This is a genomic window from Skermanella aerolata KACC 11604, from assembly GCF_000936425.1.
In the GTDB taxonomy this organism is placed as follows: domain Bacteria; phylum Pseudomonadota; class Alphaproteobacteria; order Azospirillales; family Azospirillaceae; genus Skermanella; species Skermanella aerolata.
The window spans coordinates 13,232-28,024 of sequence record NZ_AVFK01000032.1 but is presented as its reverse complement, the minus strand read 5'-3'; the positions used below and the strand labels follow the sequence as shown (position 1 = coordinate 28,024).

General features: G+C 63.3%; 16 protein-coding genes. 8 read left to right on the top strand and 8 right to left on the bottom strand.

What is annotated here, in order from left to right:
• Nucleotides 1-143 precede the first annotated feature (143 nt).
• Nucleotides 144-1,286, top strand: a complete 1,143-nt coding sequence (locus N826_RS40615; RefSeq protein ID WP_052832207.1) for a hypothetical protein — start codon at nucleotides 144-146, stop codon at nucleotides 1,284-1,286.
• Between the two features lie 32 nt (nucleotides 1,287-1,318).
• Here N826_RS40615 and N826_RS28445 read toward each other — a convergent pair whose 3' ends face one another.
• Both N826_RS28445 and N826_RS28440 read right to left on the bottom strand, forming a co-directional pair.
• Complete coding sequence (locus N826_RS28445) at nucleotides 1,319-2,290, bottom strand: tripartite tricarboxylate transporter substrate binding protein BugD (RefSeq protein WP_044434437.1); 972 nt, start codon at nucleotides 2,288-2,290, stop codon at nucleotides 1,319-1,321.
• Between the two features lie 55 nt (nucleotides 2,291-2,345).
• Nucleotides 2,346-3,422 (bottom strand): tartrate dehydrogenase, encoded by a 1,077-nt coding sequence (locus N826_RS28440; protein WP_044434434.1) that lies wholly within the window; start codon nucleotides 3,420-3,422, stop codon nucleotides 2,346-2,348.
• A gap of 197 nt (nucleotides 3,423-3,619) precedes the next feature.
• Here N826_RS28440 and N826_RS28435 point away from each other — a divergent pair, with 197 nt between their 5' ends.
• Nucleotides 3,620-4,321: a GntR family transcriptional regulator gene (locus tag N826_RS28435; protein WP_044434432.1), complete on the top strand. Its 702-nt coding sequence runs from the start codon at nucleotides 3,620-3,622 to the stop codon at nucleotides 4,319-4,321.
• 218 nt (nucleotides 4,322-4,539) lie between these two features.
• Nucleotides 4,540-4,737 carry a hypothetical protein gene (locus N826_RS28430; protein WP_044434430.1) on the top strand — a complete coding sequence of 66 codons (198 nt, stop codon included), beginning with the start codon at nucleotides 4,540-4,542 and terminating at the stop codon, nucleotides 4,735-4,737.
• 313 nt (nucleotides 4,738-5,050) lie between these two features.
• Here N826_RS28430 and N826_RS28425 read toward each other — a convergent pair whose 3' ends face one another.
• Complete coding sequence (locus N826_RS28425) at nucleotides 5,051-6,214, bottom strand: Gfo/Idh/MocA family protein (RefSeq protein WP_211099409.1); 1,164 nt, start codon at nucleotides 6,212-6,214, stop codon at nucleotides 5,051-5,053.
• Nucleotides 6,215-6,327: 113 nt separating this feature from the next.
• On the opposite strand from N826_RS28425, the gene N826_RS28420 reads away from it, so the two are divergent.
• Nucleotides 6,328-6,957: an SGNH/GDSL hydrolase family protein gene (locus N826_RS28420; RefSeq protein ID WP_044434427.1), complete on the top strand. Its 630-nt coding sequence runs from the start codon at nucleotides 6,328-6,330 to the stop codon at nucleotides 6,955-6,957.
• Between the two features lie 122 nt (nucleotides 6,958-7,079).
• On the opposite strand, the gene N826_RS28415 is transcribed toward N826_RS28420, so the two are convergent.
• From N826_RS28415 to N826_RS28400, 4 genes are all read right to left on the bottom strand, one after another.
• A complete protein-coding gene (locus tag N826_RS28415; RefSeq protein WP_052832206.1) occupies nucleotides 7,080-7,967 on the bottom strand; it encodes an O-methyltransferase in 888 nt (295 codons plus the stop codon).
• 694 nt (nucleotides 7,968-8,661) lie between these two features.
• A complete protein-coding gene (locus tag N826_RS40610; RefSeq protein WP_147040660.1) occupies nucleotides 8,662-9,507 on the bottom strand; it encodes a calcium-binding protein in 846 nt (281 codons plus the stop codon).
• Nucleotides 9,508-9,655: 148 nt separating this feature from the next.
• Nucleotides 9,656-9,919 carry a hypothetical protein gene (locus N826_RS28405; protein WP_044434425.1) on the bottom strand — a complete coding sequence of 88 codons (264 nt, stop codon included), beginning with the start codon at nucleotides 9,917-9,919 and terminating at the stop codon, nucleotides 9,656-9,658.
• Between the two features lie 144 nt (nucleotides 9,920-10,063).
• Nucleotides 10,064-10,513, bottom strand: a complete 450-nt coding sequence (locus N826_RS28400) for a MarR family winged helix-turn-helix transcriptional regulator (RefSeq protein ID WP_044434422.1) — start codon at nucleotides 10,511-10,513, stop codon at nucleotides 10,064-10,066.
• 163 nt (nucleotides 10,514-10,676) lie between these two features.
• Here N826_RS28400 and N826_RS28395 point away from each other — a divergent pair, with 163 nt between their 5' ends.
• Both N826_RS28395 and N826_RS28390 read left to right on the top strand, forming a co-directional pair.
• Nucleotides 10,677-11,126, top strand: a complete 450-nt coding sequence (locus N826_RS28395; protein WP_052832204.1) for a hypothetical protein — start codon at nucleotides 10,677-10,679, stop codon at nucleotides 11,124-11,126.
• A 191-nt stretch (nucleotides 11,127-11,317) separates the two neighbouring features.
• Nucleotides 11,318-11,710: a hypothetical protein gene (locus N826_RS28390; RefSeq protein ID WP_044434420.1), complete on the top strand. Its 393-nt coding sequence runs from the start codon at nucleotides 11,318-11,320 to the stop codon at nucleotides 11,708-11,710.
• 57 nt (nucleotides 11,711-11,767) lie between these two features.
• On the opposite strand, the gene N826_RS28385 is transcribed toward N826_RS28390, so the two are convergent.
• A complete protein-coding gene (locus tag N826_RS28385; protein ID WP_044434415.1) occupies nucleotides 11,768-12,841 on the bottom strand; it encodes an NAD(P)H-dependent flavin oxidoreductase in 1,074 nt (357 codons plus the stop codon).
• Between the two features lie 109 nt (nucleotides 12,842-12,950).
• Between N826_RS28385 and N826_RS28380 the strand changes: the two genes are divergently transcribed.
• Nucleotides 12,951-13,886 carry a LysR family transcriptional regulator gene (locus tag N826_RS28380; protein ID WP_044434413.1) on the top strand — a complete coding sequence of 312 codons (936 nt, stop codon included), beginning with the start codon at nucleotides 12,951-12,953 and terminating at the stop codon, nucleotides 13,884-13,886.
• A 177-nt stretch (nucleotides 13,887-14,063) separates the two neighbouring features.
• Nucleotides 14,064-14,774, top strand: a complete 711-nt coding sequence (locus N826_RS28375; RefSeq protein WP_044434411.1) for an SDR family NAD(P)-dependent oxidoreductase — start codon at nucleotides 14,064-14,066, stop codon at nucleotides 14,772-14,774.
• Nucleotides 14,775-14,793 lie beyond the last annotated feature (19 nt).

The following is a 14,793-nucleotide window of genomic DNA, read 5'->3' as shown; positions in this document are numbered from 1 at the left end:
TTGCCGGGTTCCGCGAACCTGTGTAGTGTCGGCTTCGAAAGAACAAAACATGAACATTTGTTGTCGTCGAGACCACGCTCCCCCTGCGGTCTCGATGCCCTGACGGACTTCGGGCAGACCGGCCCGACGACGGAGGAAGCGTCATGAAGGCAATCCACTACCCCTTGAAGGACCTCTTCGTGAAGCCTGCCGGTACCGGAGCAATCGGTATCGGGGCGTTCTCCCGACGCGGCTCCAAGCCTTTCGATCTTCCGGCGGCATATGCCCGGCGGGCAGCCCTGACCCTGGTCGTTCTCGGCGCCTCGATCGGTGCGGCCCAGCAGGTCGGCCGGATGGCCTCTCCTGACCAGGATGGGACGATCTCGGCCGAGATGCTGGCGGAAAGTCCGGGGCAAGCCAGGACACTGGACGACATACTTGCGGAATCCGGTGAACGGGAAGACGACTCGTTCGGGTTCGCCGAGGAAACGGTCGATCTGCATAGGGCGCTTTCCCACCGGAACGCACCAGCGGAGGTGAAAAGCGCCGGCGCGGATAGGACCGATATCGGGAACCTCATTTCCCGCCTCGACCGGCAAGCCCGAACCCTCGCGATGATCGACGAGGCCGCCGCCACGGTCGGCGCTCCGGCCCGCCTGATGCGTGCCATGGCCGGATTGGAATCCGGCTTCGACGCCACGGCCAAGGCGACGACGAGTTCGGCAACGGGACTCTACCAGTTCATCGAAGCAACCTGGCTCTCGAAGGTCGAGAGCGACGGCCACAAATACGGACTTGGCGGGCTTGCCCGGCATATCCGCCGAGGCTCGCTGGACGAACCCATCGTCGACGATCTCCGCATCCGCGAACGGATCCTGGCCCTGCGCAACGATGCGAGACTGAGCGCCTTTCTGGCGGCGGAGCTGACCGTCGACAACACGCGCCGCCTCGAAAATCTGCTGGGGCGGCCCGTCACGGAAACGGAGGCCTATCTGAGCCACTTCTTCGGCGTGACCGAAGCGGCGCGCTTCCTCAGGGCGGCCGAGAGCACGCCGGACTTGACCGGTGCCTGGATGTTTCCCAAGGAGGCCAAGGCAAACCCGGGGATCTTCAAGATAAGAGGGCGTCCGGCGACGCTCGGCGAGATCCGGAGGCGGTTTGCCGTGAAGATGGCCAAAATGGGTATTCCCGATCGGCCGGCCCCCGCCGCTAGCCCGGCTCCGATGCCGGAAACCGACATGGATCGGGATGACGGGGTGATCCAAGTGGCCGACTGGCGCGATGCGAACCTACCGGCACAGCGTTGAACATACGCCCCGCCCGTCGTCAGTGGTAATCGTCAGTCGGCGTAGATGCCGGCTTCCTGGATGACCGGCTTCCACTTGGCGATCTCCGACTGTAAATGCTGGTCGAGCACCGCCGGGGTCGCGCGTTCCGGACTGACCGGTTCGATGCCGAGCTGGGCAAAGCGCTCTACAACCCTCGGATCCTTGAGTGCCGTCTGGAGCGCCGCCGCGAGCTTGTCGACGATATCTCCGGGCGTTCCCTTCGGGGCGAAGAGACCGTGCCAGATCGTCACTTCGAAACCCTTGAGACCGGATTCATCCAGTGTCGGCAGATCGGGCAGCACGGAAAGCCGGCTTTTGGTCGTCGCCGCATAGGACTTGATCTTGCCGCTCTTGATGTGGCCGACCGTATTGGTCGTCTGATCGCACATCACCTCCACCTGTCCACCCAGGAGATCGGTCATCGCCGGGCCGGTCCCCTTATAGGAAACGGTGGTCATCTGGACGTCGATGGCGTCCTGGAACAGCATGCCGCACAGGTGGGAGGCGGACCCCACGCCGGCATGGGCATAGGTCACCTGATCCTTGTTGGCGCGGATATAGTCGAGGAGTTCGCCAATGTTATCGGGCTTCAGATCGGCCTTGCCGACGATCGTCATCGGGACATCGGTGATCAGGCCGACGCCGACGAACGAGGTGGCGGGATCGAACGGAAGCTTGCGGTACAGCGAGGCGCTTGAAGCCAGCGCCACGTGGTGCAGAAGCAGCGTGTACCCGTCCGGGTCAGCCCTGGAGGCGCGGCCGGTTCCCAGCGTGCCGCCGGCGCCGCCCTGGTTCTCGACGACGAGCTGCTGGCCAAGCGTCCGCGTCATCGACTCGGTTACCAGGCGCGCCACGGTGTCGGTCGGGCCTCCGGCGGCGTGCGGCACCATCACGGTTATCGTCTTGCTGGGATAGTCGGCGGCGGCGCCGGCCGTGGTTCCTGCGACGAGGAAGGCGGCGGCGGCAAGGGCAAGGCGGTGCATCGAGCGGAACTCCCCTTCACTTATTGTTGATTGCTGATCTCTACTCGCGGCTGCTTCAGGTGTTTCTGCCCTGGACGGCCGCTATCACGGCGTCCGTGACCCGCCGCGTCGTGGAGGTGCCTCCCAGGTCGGGGGTGTGCAGCGCCGGGTCCGCCGTGACCATTTCCACCGCCCGCATGAGCTGAGCGGCGGCTTCCCGCTCGCCGAGATGATCGAGCATCATGGCGCCGGTCCAGAACGTGCCCACGGGGTTGGCGATACCCTTGCCGGTTATGTCGAAGGCCGAGCCGTGGATCGGTTCGAACATCGACGGATAAGTGCCCTCGGGGTTGAGGTTCGCGGTCGGCGCGATGCCGAGCGACCCGGCCAGGGCGGCCGCCAGATCGGACAGGATGTCGGCGTGCAGGTTGGTGGCGACGATGGTGTCGAGGGTCCCGGGCTTCATCGTCATCCGCATGGTCATGGCATCGACCAGCATCTTGTCCCAGGTCACGTCCGGGAACTCGGCGGCGATCTCCTCGGCGATCTCGTCCCACATCACCATGGCATGGCGTTGCGCGTTGCTCTTGGTGACGACCGTCAGCAGCTTACGCGGCCGGGATTGGGCCAGCTTGAACGCGAAGCGGATGATCCGCTCCACGCCGGGCCGCGTCATGATGGAGACGTCCTGGGCGACCTCGATCGGCAGCCCCTTGTGCACCCGGCCGCCCACGCCGGAATACTCGCCTTCCGAGTTCTCGCGGACGATCACCCAGTCCAGGTCCTTGGCCCCGACATCGCGCAGCGGGCTCTGGATGCCGGGCAGGATGCGGGTCGGACGGACATTGGCGTATTGATCGAACGGTTGGCAGATCGCGAGCCGAAGGCCCCAGAGCGTGACGTGATCGGGAACGTCGGGTGCGCCGACGGCACCGAAATAGATGGCGTCGAACGGCTTCAGCTTCTCCAGGCCGTCGGAGGGCATCATGACGCCATGCTTCTTGTAGTAATCCGAACCCCAATCGAAGGATTCGAACTCAAACGAGAAACCGCCGTTACGGGCGGCCAGGGCATCCAGAACCTCGATGCCCGCCGCGATGACTTCCTTGCCGATGCCGTCTCCGGGAATTGCGGCGATGCGGTACTGGGACATTCTCATCCTCCTAGGCGATTCTTGTTGAACGATGCCGCACCGTGTCTTCCATGTGACATCGCATTTCATCTTGTATGCAAGCTCGTATAACAGCCCTTCTAAACGCCTCGGCTTAGGATGTCAATCTCCCATTCATGCTTGCATGCAAGCATCTACGAGGTATTGTGCCGTGTGCAGAGTTTTTTCCCGGGAACCCGATGATGCTGGGCGTTACCGACAATTCGCGTGTGCAGCCGAAGTCGTCGCTTGTCGATGACGCTTACCGCGCCCTCAAAGAGGCGATCCGCGAGAACGCGTTTCCACCGGGATATCAGGGTTCGGAGATGGAGATCGCGCAGAAGCTCGGCATGAGCCGGACGCCGGTCCATGAAGCGGTGATAAGGCTCCAGGAGGAGGGACTTGTTCGCGTCCTGTCACGCCGCGGCGTGATCGTGTGCTCCATCTCGCCCGAGGATATACGCGAGATCTATGAAGTGATCATCGCTCTGGAGTCCGCCGCCGCCGAATTGCTGGCCAGCAAGCCTCCGTCCGAAAGGCTGCCGATAGCGGCGGAATTGGAAAGCGCCAATGCCGCGATGGAGAACGCGCTTCAAGCCGACGACCTGGACGCCTGGGCAAAGGCCGACGAGGCCTTCCACCGTCTGCTTGTCGAAAGATGCGGCAATCGGCGCCTCGCGCGCATGCTCTACACCATCATCGATCAATCACATCGCGCACGCATCATCACTCTCCGGCTGCGTCCCAAGCCGGTGGATTCGGTTCCGCAGCATCGTCGGATCGTTGAAGCCATCAGGGCCGGCGATGTCGCGGCCGCTCAGGGATTCACGAAGGCACACCGTACCGCCGCGCGTGACCTCGTGGTGCCCCTGCTTGCCCAATACGGCATGAAATTCCTTTAGGTTCCGGCAAACACGGTGCTTGCTCCGCTGACGCCGCCCCGAAAGCCAGCCGGTTCCCGACCCCGGCCGTGGCAGTCAAGCCTGCCCGCAGAAGGGATGCAAATCCCCATGGTGCATCCATGCGCCGTTCTATCGTGAATATGGCCGGGGAACTACGGCGGTGCGGCTCCTGTTGGTCCTTGCCTAATCCTTCTCAACCCCGTTCAGGGAGAAAAACGATGCACGAGGATCGCGACGATTTCCATCGGGTCGGCGGCAACACCGACCCCAAGGCCAACCCGCCCAACGATCAGGGACCGGATGCCGTCCATAACCCCGCCGAGACCAACCGCGGCAACAAGCCCGGTCAGGTTTCCCAGGAAGCCGGCACCACCGAGAAGCCGCAGCCCAAGACCGGCTCGGGCGCGCCGGGCTGACCGATCCGGTCGGAAAAGGCTGACGCCGCATACTGCGGATCGAGGCGTCAGCCTTTGCCACCTCCGATCCGTCTCATACCAACGGCACGAAGATTGACCGGTGAGTTCCGGCAAAGATGTCAGGCCGAAGAGGTCCGACCTACAAGAGTATGCCGGCAAAAGCACGCTGACGTAGGTCGGGCCTCTTCAGCCCGACATCTAACGCTCCAGGCCGGTCAATGTTAACGCCATTGGTTCAGAAGCCAAGAGCCCTCCGTCCCGGCGCCTCAGCCCTGCTGGCTGGGTTCGGGACCGTGTGTCGTGTCCCGTCCACTCACCGGTGCAAGCGAGACAGGCGTCCCGGTTTCGGCTGACCGGTAGAGCGCCTCATCAAATGATGGTCCTGAAGCCCTTCTTCTCCCGGCGTCCGAGGAACCCTGTTTTCCTTGACGCACGCCGCCATATGGTCGATTTCCAGGGAGAACTGGTTCTGCTGCGGCATGCGCACGGTGTCGATCACCTCCGCCTTGCCGCCGCGTTGCGCGACGCGCATCTGCTGACCTTCGTAGGCGAAGGCGTTTTCCAGGTCGATCCGGCCTTTCTCCAGCCGCACCCGCAGATCCTTGCTTTCATGAGCGCCGTAGCTGGAAGAGCAGTTGGCCATGGTGCCGGATGGGAAGCGCAGCATGAAGGCGATGGTCTCCTCGACCTCGCGATAGCGGTCGTCGGCCTGGGGATTGAAGATGCGGGCGAAGACCTCCACAGGTTCCTCGCCGGTGATCGCGCGCGCCGTATTCAGGCAGTAGAGGCCGATATCCGGCAGGGCGCCGCCGCCGGCCAAGGCTTTCCTGAAGCGCCACTGGTCGCCCGGCCCCATGACCTGGGTGTTGGTCGCCTCGATGATGCGCGCGGCGCCCATGTCGCCGGACCTCACCCGCTGGATGACTTCCCTGTTGTAAGGCTCGTACTGGCAGCGATAGGCCACCATCAGCCGCACGCCGGCCTGCTTGCAGGCGGCGATCATGTCGCGGGCTTCCTGCGAGGAGTTCGCCATCGGCTTTTCGCACATCACGTGCTTGCCCGCCTTCGCGGCCCGGATGACGAAGTCCCGGTGCAGGCCGTTGGGCAATACGACGTAGACGACCTGAACCTCCGGATTGTCGGCGATCCGGTCGAAGTCGTCGTAGGAATAGACGGACGATTCCTTGATGCCGTGCTGCGCCGCGACCACCTTCGCCTTTTCAGGGGAGCCGGAAACGAGGGCGACGGGACGTGCCGTCTTGCACTCGGCGAAAGCCGGCAACAACTCCTCCAGCGTAAGGCGGCCGAGCCCGACGAACGCGAACCCGACGCGCTCGCCGGGAGGCAGCGGTGCCGGTGGCGGCGGGGAAGGCCGGTCCGCCTCGCCCCGCCAGTTCGGAAAGGTCACCGTCCCGCCCTCCACCTTGCCACCGTCCAGCGGCGTCGGTCCGGGCAGGCCGGAGCCGGTGGCGGCCATGGCGGGTCCAGCCCAAGGGAATGACGCTCCTCTCCCTGGCTGCCGCCGCCATGACGATGACCGGCGCCGCGATGGCCCCATCCCTCGAAGGTCCTTGATATTGGAACATGCCCATGAGCCACCTGATCCTTCTGGGAGATTCCATATTCGACAACGCTGCCTATGTCGCGGGCGGGCCTGATGTCGTACGGCAGGTGCGTGACCGCCTGCCCCCCGGCTGGACGGCGACGTTGAGGGCTGTCGATGGCAGCGTGACGGACAGGGTTGAGCGGCAACTCGGCCGGCTTCCAGCGGATGCCGGCTACCTCGTCGTCAGCGTCGGGGGAAACGATGCCCTTGGATACGCAAGCACCCTGGAAGCGGGCGTCCATTCGGTGGCCGAGGCGGTGGACAGGCTCGCCACCGTCAGGGAGCGGTTCGGGGAAGATTATGAGACCATGCTCGACCGCGTGCTGGAGCATGGGTTGCCCACTGCCGTCTGCACGATACACGACACCCGTATCCCTCCGCCCCGATGGCGATTGGTGGTGACGGCTTTGTCCGTGTTCAACGATTGCATCACCCGAAGCGCCTTCTCCCGCAGTTTGCCGGTCATCGATCTGCGCCTCATCTGCGATCGGGACGAAGACTACGCCAATCCCATAGAACCGTCCGTGCGCAGCGGAGAGAAGATCGCGGCGGCGATCGCCGGGCTGGTGATCTCTCCGCCCGGTGAACGATCCCGGTCGGTGATCATAGCTTAAGGGCAACGCATGAAGTCACCGAAGTCCTAAAATAGAAGCCGTACTCACATCGACGATGGACTTTCTGCTCGGATAGCCGAGATACTTAAAGTGTCGCCGCTGGGTCTGAGCAGGCACTGCTATCACGCTGCGGAACCCGCTCCCGCAGCGATGCAGACGCCGAAATCGCCGACAGACAGGGAGCGGAGGACCCGCGGGTCGTTGCGAATGGCGTTCCATGCCCGGGCCATGCCGTCGGACCAGCGGATGTCGTCAAAGATGACAAGCGCGTTCGACGCTAGATATGGCGTCACCTGTTCAAAATAATTCATTGTAGCCCGCTCGTCGTGATGGCCGTCGATGAAAATAAAATCTACGGGTTGCTGGGTTTGCAGCGCGGGCGTCAGTACTTCCTCGAACCTGCCGACCCGGACCTCTACATTGTCCATCGCCACAGAGTCGAGGTTCCGACGCGCCACCTCCGCCAGTTCGTCTGAGCCCTCCAGTGTGATCAGGCTTCCACCCTCGCCATTGATCCGCAATGCGCTGGCAATATAGGCGGCGGAAATGCCGACGCAGGTGCCCATCTCGATGCAGCGCTTCGGTTTCGCCTGACGGACCAGATGAAACAGCATGGACGCCCAAGGCGGGGGCTTGCTCGACACGCGGCACATGGTGGCAACGGAGCGCTCTTCGAGAACCCCCTCTGCCATTTCTTCGGCGCTCAACGTCGCGCGAGGGCTGCGGGCGCCGTAGTCTCGAAACAGGATTTTCTCGTCCGAACTTTCGGTCTCATGACGCACGCGCTCGACTTTGCGGATTAGCGAGGATTCCTGCGTCGTGAGGGAGCGTTGGATTGTTTTCTGTATAGCGACCTGTATGGGCGCCATGCTCGCGTCTTGCGTCGGAAGGTGCTGCTGCGCCTTTTTCGCCTCGTCGGTGAAGGCCTTCCAGAGTTCGTAATCAGACGGGCGCAACACGGACAGGATTTTTCTCGGTATTTTATTCAACTTCACTAAGAATTCATTCATACTTAGTCTTCTCCAACGGGGCGACGCATGAAAGGGTGTAGTCGTCTTCGCAGAAACAAAAACAACTCTTCAGAACTAGCTTTCGCGGCAGGAAACATGTCACTGGCACCAGAACTCTTTCGGGCGGAATAAGAATTCCAAAGTCTTCGCTTGTCAACCAGGCCGTTAGGGTTGCCCATTTGATTTCCCCGGTGCATTTCAGCACATGATCATCCGAGCAACCATGCACCACACGGGCAACAAATGAAAATATTACCCTATCCGTAGAGTGTAAAGGCCGGTCCTATACCAGCGGCATTAAACATTGACCGGTCTGGAGCGTTAGATGTCGGGCTGAAGAGGCCCGACCTACGCCAGCGTGCTCTTGCCAGCGTATATTGTAGGTTGGGCCTCTTCAGCCCGACATCTTTGCCGGAACTCACCAGTCAATCTTCAATGCCGTAGGTATTATTGTTATAAGCGTTTTCGGCGTTCCAAGCGAAAGTTTTGGCATCGACGTAAGTGCGGTTCCTATTTTAGGACTTCGATGGCGGAAGAACGTAGACGCGGCTTCCAGCCGCGTTCACTCCACCAGCCTTCGACTTCGAGGGAAGCATCGACGTATCGCCAAGTAGGGTGCGCGTATCCGCGCACAACGCGGCTGGAAGCCGCGTCTGCATCGTCGCCAACTCATCAAAATCTCTGTGCGAAGCCCCTAGGTGAGAACCTCGGCGGACCAGCCGCCGGCTGGTCCTGCCGAAAGCAGGAGGCCGGGCGATATGCCTGCAAGCAGGACGGTATGACCGCCGCCGAGATCGAGCAGCGCCGATCCCGCCAATTCCTGGGCATCGCTGACGAGCCGCTGCCCTTCCTGCGTGTCGAATGAAAGCCGGTCCCGGCCGATCTCGAAATCCCGGACGATATCCATTCCCGACCCGGCGCCGAAGACGAAGATGTCGGCGCCTTCTCCGCCGGTCATGATCGTGGCCTTGAGCCCGCTCACCAGGATGTCGTCGCCTGCGCCGCCGTTCAGGATATCCTCGCCGGAACCGCCATACAGGATATCGTCGCCGTTGCCGCCCATTGCCGCCAGATCGGGCGTCCGGCGCATTTCCCAATGACCGTAATGAAGGATGTGGAAGCCGCCCTCGACCGCGCTGCCATGGGCTTCGACGACGTCGGGACCGAACACGCGCCAGGAATTATGACCGGCTTCGGTCCAGACCGAGGGGTGAAGGGAGTTTTCCTGCGGCAGCCATGTCCAGGGGTACAATTCGGTGGAACCGACACCGCCATCCAGAACTTCCCACTGGCTGATCTCGAAGTGAAAGGTAACGGGCGTTTTGCTGAACGCCAGTGACGGAGCCGAAACGTCGAACGAGGCATAGCCTTGATACGGGCTCGGTCCGCTTCCGGACCACTGCTCCTCGAAATCGGCTCCCCAGTAGGACCATTCACTCCTGCCGGGTATCCAATCGAAGGTCAGGGTATTGCTCGCGGCGATGACATCGCCGCCGGCGCCGCCCAGTTCGACCACCATGTTTCCTGTATCGACACGCATGCCCGGACTCCTTTCAACCGCCGCGATGCACGTGACGGAAGGCTATGTCCTGCATGGTTGCCATCCGATGAATCATATTGCAGAGTTGTATCGTGGAACTCAGGCCCAAGCGCCGCGCGGCATGCCGTGGTCGACACGGCAGCTGACGCTAAGCGGAAGCGTCGTCGCGACTGCGTAACTCCGGCTTCGAATGGGCTCCCTTGTCCAGGATCCGCCGCATGATGGACCGGCTGGTCGTCAGCCGCGTTCTTTTCCTGGTCTCGATCCGGCGTGCCTCGCAGACCGCATGACGAGCTTGGACGATCATGCGCTCCAAGGCAGGTCTGTCCTCCGGCGAAAGGCGTTTAGCCAGTTCGACCAGATCGGCAAGCCGATATAATAGGGCGCACAAGGTATCGCGATCGGTTTTCATTCGATGGATCATCTCCGGTGATGAGCCTCTGATCGGGTCGAAACCCTCCCTCTCTTGAACAGACCGGACAGTATCACCGAATGTTGCAGTGCAGCAAGAGAATGCTGCGGCTCAGGCCGATCGCGCGAAGAACGATCCTGGCGGTCAAGCGTCCTCCGCCGCCTTGATGAGGTTGTCCCGGAGGTTGGAGACCTCTCTTTGCAGTCTTGAGAACTCCTCGACCGGCAGGCCGGTTTGCTTGACGAGCGTCATGTTGAGGCCTTTCTCGCGCAGGCGGCGTCCGGCTTCGGTAAGGCTTACCCGGACCTGACGCTCATCCTCGGGATCCCGACGCCTTGTCAGGTATCCCGCAGTCTCCAGCTTCTTGAGAATAGGCGTGAGCGTATTCGATTCCAGGAACAGCTTCGCGCCAAGGGCGCTGACCGTCAGGTTGTCCTCCTCCCACAGCGCCACGACCGCGATGTACTGCGTATAGGTGAGGCCAAGCTTCTCAAGGATCGGCTTGTAAGCCCTGCCATAGGCGAGATTGGCCGAGTAGACGGCGAAACACAGGAAGTCGGCGAGCTTGGGATCGGCTGGATCGGGCGGATTCATCGGCGGCCTCGGGCTATCACGGTAAGTTGATGTCTCGCAACCTGTATAAATCGCATGCGATTAAATCGCAAGCTTGACACCTTGGGATCGTTCAAACAATATAAATCGTACACGATCTAATCGCTTACGATTTTAAATTTGGTCATCCAGAAAGGGCTTCCGCATGTCCACGACATCGACGCGCCTCTTCCTCGGCTTCCTTGCCGGGTCCCTCTCGCACCTGATCTTCCAGGACGCTCTCCTCGGTACTCTCTACATCATGCATCTTGCGCCGGCTTTGCCATGGAGCCTCATGCCGGTGCCGCCCCTTGGCGTGCCGGTGAGCCTCAACCTCGCGTTCTGGGCCGGACTTTGGGGTTTGGCCTACGCCCTTGTGGAGCGGCGGCTGACGACTCGCTTCGGATGGTGGTTGGGCGGGCTCGTCTTCGGCATCGCCCCGCTGGCCGCATACTGGTTCGTCGTGCTGCCGCTCAAGGGGTTCGGCATCGGTGGCGGCTTCCATCTCGCAATGGTGCCGCTCCACGTCGCCCTTCACGCGATCTTCGGCATCGGCACGGCGATCCTCTTCCGGTCCGGCCTCCTCTTCGCCGGACGGCAGGTCCGGAGGACGTAGCGGCACCGTGTGCGGAATGGCCACGGATGCCGCACAGGCTCGAGAAACGGTACATCACCATCAAGGGCATCTTGCGCGACGACGGCCGCTGAACCGATGTGTCTTCGGATTGCATCGACGCGCCAAGTCATGCAGTTCGAAGTCACGCAGTCCCCAGTGACTTCGCGCACGACAGTATCCAGGAGATATACATGACGGGTCTTCGCAGTTCGTTCAGCCAATGCTCGCCGATACCGGCTCTGCTGGCCGCAATCGCCCTGTCGGCATGCGCGCCGCTTCCCCCCAGGCTTGAAGCCCCCAGCCAGGCGACGGTTTCGACGCTCACCAGGCTGAACGGCCATCCCTGTACCGGAACGGTCGCGTCAGCGCTCGATGCCTATCATGTGCCGCCGCAATCGGTGCGCGACCTGTTCTACACCCAGCGTTTATCCGGTGAAAGCCGGCTGCTCGGCTATACCGCATGGATGCACCTGATCGACCAGCCGGGCTCCCTCGTCATGGATGTCGACAGGTCCTGCCAGTTCGAGCAGGCCTATACCCGCGGTGGAGCCGAGCTTCCCGGCATCTACCGGTCAGCTTTCTGAACCGGGGTCCTTCTCGATCGGCTTCGTTCCCGGGTTGCGCATCGGACCCTCGCTCGATCAGGCGGCCTTCGTTTCGGCGGCGAGCACCGCGACGAGGTCGGCCGCCGGCAGCGGGCGCGACAGGGGGGCTCCTTGCCCCGCCCACTGCGCGCCGAAGCCCGGCTCGCCGGCCGATTTGCCGGCAGCGTTCAGGGCCTTCCCGGCGTCGTACGCGATCGGATAGGCCGGGATCTCGTCAGCGGCAATGGCGGCGCCCAATACGGTGAAGCGGTTGGCGAGGCACCGCGCCGGACGTCCCGAAATCGCTCGCGTCATGACAGTGTGAAATGCCGCATCGCTTGCCAGGGCTGCCCGGTAGCCGGCATCGGCCTGCGACTCCGGGCACGCGATGAACGCCGTGCCGAGCTGTGCGGCACCCGCCCCAAGCCGCAACGCGGCGGAGATGCCGGCGCCGTCCATGATGCCGCCGGCGGCGATCACGGGAACGTCGATCTCACGCACGAGCAGGCGGATCAGCGCCATCGTGCCAAGCCTGTCGTCGCTGGCGTCGGGGTTGAAGACGCCGCGATGGCCGCCGGCCTCGTAGCCCTGCGCCACGACGGCATGCACGCCCGCGGTCGCGAGCATCCGCGCCTCGTCCACGCTGGTCGCCGAGCCGAGAAGGACGATTCCGGCGTCCCGCAACGCCTGTACCCGGTCCGGCGACGGCGCGCCGAAATGGAAGCTCACGACCTTTGGCCTGTCGGCTAGGAGTGCGGCGAGCATGTCGTCGTCCTCGACGAAGCTCTTGTAGATCTCCGACAGGGCAGCCGGCGGTGCGGCACCGAGACGGTTGAATTCGGGGCGCAGCCGATCGATCCAGGCGGCCTCGACCGCGGGGGCCGGTTTTGCCGGCTGGTGGCAGAAGACGTTGACGTTGAAAGGACGGTTCGAGCGCTCGCGGATCTCCGCGATCATGGTGCGGGCACCGGCGGCGTTCGTGGCGCCGACCCCGATCGAGCCGAGTGCCCCCGCATTCGCGACGGCGGCGGCCATGGCGGGCGACGACACCCCGGCCATCGGGGCCTGGACGATCGGCAGCTCGATGCCGAGCAACGTGAGCAGCGCCTGCGGTGAAGCTGAGGATGGCATGCCGGCTCTCCCATGGGTTTTGGTCGAGACTATTATCGCAGCGGACTGGCCTTGAACATAGTCGGCGCATGAGCGACTTTCAGGCAGTCGGCGAAGCTTCGGACGCTGCATGGACCGCATCGACGCAATGAGGGTGTTCATCGCCGCCCTGGACGAGGGAAGCCTCGCCGGGGCCGGCCGGCAGCTTGGCCGGTCACCGGCGGCGGTCAGCAGGGCCATCGCGTTCCTCGAGCAGCAGGTCGGCGCTCCGCTGCTCCACCGCACCACCCGCACGATCAAGCTGAGTGAGATCGGCGAGCGCTATGCCGCCGCATGCCGCCGCGTTCTGGTCGATCTGCAGGAAGCCGAAATGGTCGCGGCCGGCGAGCATGCGGCCCCAAGGGGTACGTTGACCGTGACGGCGCCGCCAATCAGCGGCGAGGAAATCCTGCGCCCCATCATCGATGCCTATCTCGAAGCCTTCCCGGCCGTATCGGTCAATCTGGTCCTGCTCGACCGCAACGCCAATCTGGTCGAGGAAGGGATCGACGTCGCCCTGCGCGTCGCCGAGTTGCCGGACTCCTCCATGGTTGCCGTTCGGATCGGCGGCGACGTAAGGCGGGTCGTCGTCGCATCCCCACGCTATCTCGCCCAGCACCCCCGCATCGACGAGCCTGGCGATCTGGCGAAGCATCGCATCGTGACCACCACGTATTTCGGGCGGGATGCCTGGGTCTTTCCGCCGGCAGCGGGAAGTTCGATCGCCCGGTCCGTCCAGTTCAAGCCGCGGCTGGTCGTCAACAGCGTCCGCGCGGCGCTCGCCGCGGCGGTCGGCGGGCTCGGCGTGACCCGCCTCTACACCTATCACGTGGCGGAGCGGGTCGATGACGGGTCGTTGCAGCTCCTGCTGCGGCATGCCGAACCTCCGGCCATGCCGGTCAACCTCCTCGTGCCGCAGGGGCGCATGTCGACTCCCAAGGTGCGCGCCTTCGTGGACTTCGCGGTCCCGCGCCTGCGCGCCGCGTTCGCAAGGCTGTCGACCGACGCCGTTGCCCTGAAACCCTGATCGCCGGTCCCGATAGGCCAGTCCCGATAGATGCCCTCATTCTTCCGGCTGCGGGAAGGATGTCTGCCGGACGTCGGGCATTCAGTGATTCCCCGGTCTCTCACAAAATAAGTCTCAACAGCCCGGACGGCTGTCAGCCGCAATCCCGCAGGCTGATGAAATCATCGAGGGTTAGTCATGAGCAGCGAACAGAGAGTGGCCATCGTCACCGGCGCATCGCAGGGCATCGGCGCCGGCTTGGTCAAGGCGTTCCGAGACCGCGACTATCGGGTCGTGGCGACCTCCCGCTCGATCGAGCAGACCGGCGACCGCGATATCGTGGCGGTTCGTGGCGATGTCGGCGATCCGGCGACCGCCGAAGCCGTGGTCGGGCAGGCGATCTCGCGGTTCGGTCGGATCGACACGCTGGTCAACAATGCCGGCATCTTCATTTCCAAGCCCTTCACCGACTACACGGCCAAGGACTTCGACAACAAGATCGCGACCAATCTTGCCGGCTTCTTCCACATCACGCAGCGCGTCGCGGCGGAGATGCTGAAGCAGCGGTCCGGCCACATCGTCAGTATCACCACGAGCCTCGTCGATCATGCGGTCGGCGGAGTGCCATCCGTGCTCGCCAACCTCACCAAGGGCGGCATCAACTCGGCCACCAAGGCGCTGGCGATCGAATACGCGGCACAGGGCATCCGCGTGAACGCCGTCTCTCCGGGTATCGTCAAGACCCCCATGCACACTCCGGAAGCCCACGAGTTCCTGACGGCGCTCCACCCGATGAGGCGCATGGGCGAGATCAGGGACATCGTGGAGGCCGTGATGTTCCTGGACACCGCCGCTTTCGTAACCGGCGAGATCCTGCACGTCGATGGCGGCCAGAGCGCCGGTCACTGAAGCCGGCCAGCCAAGCCGG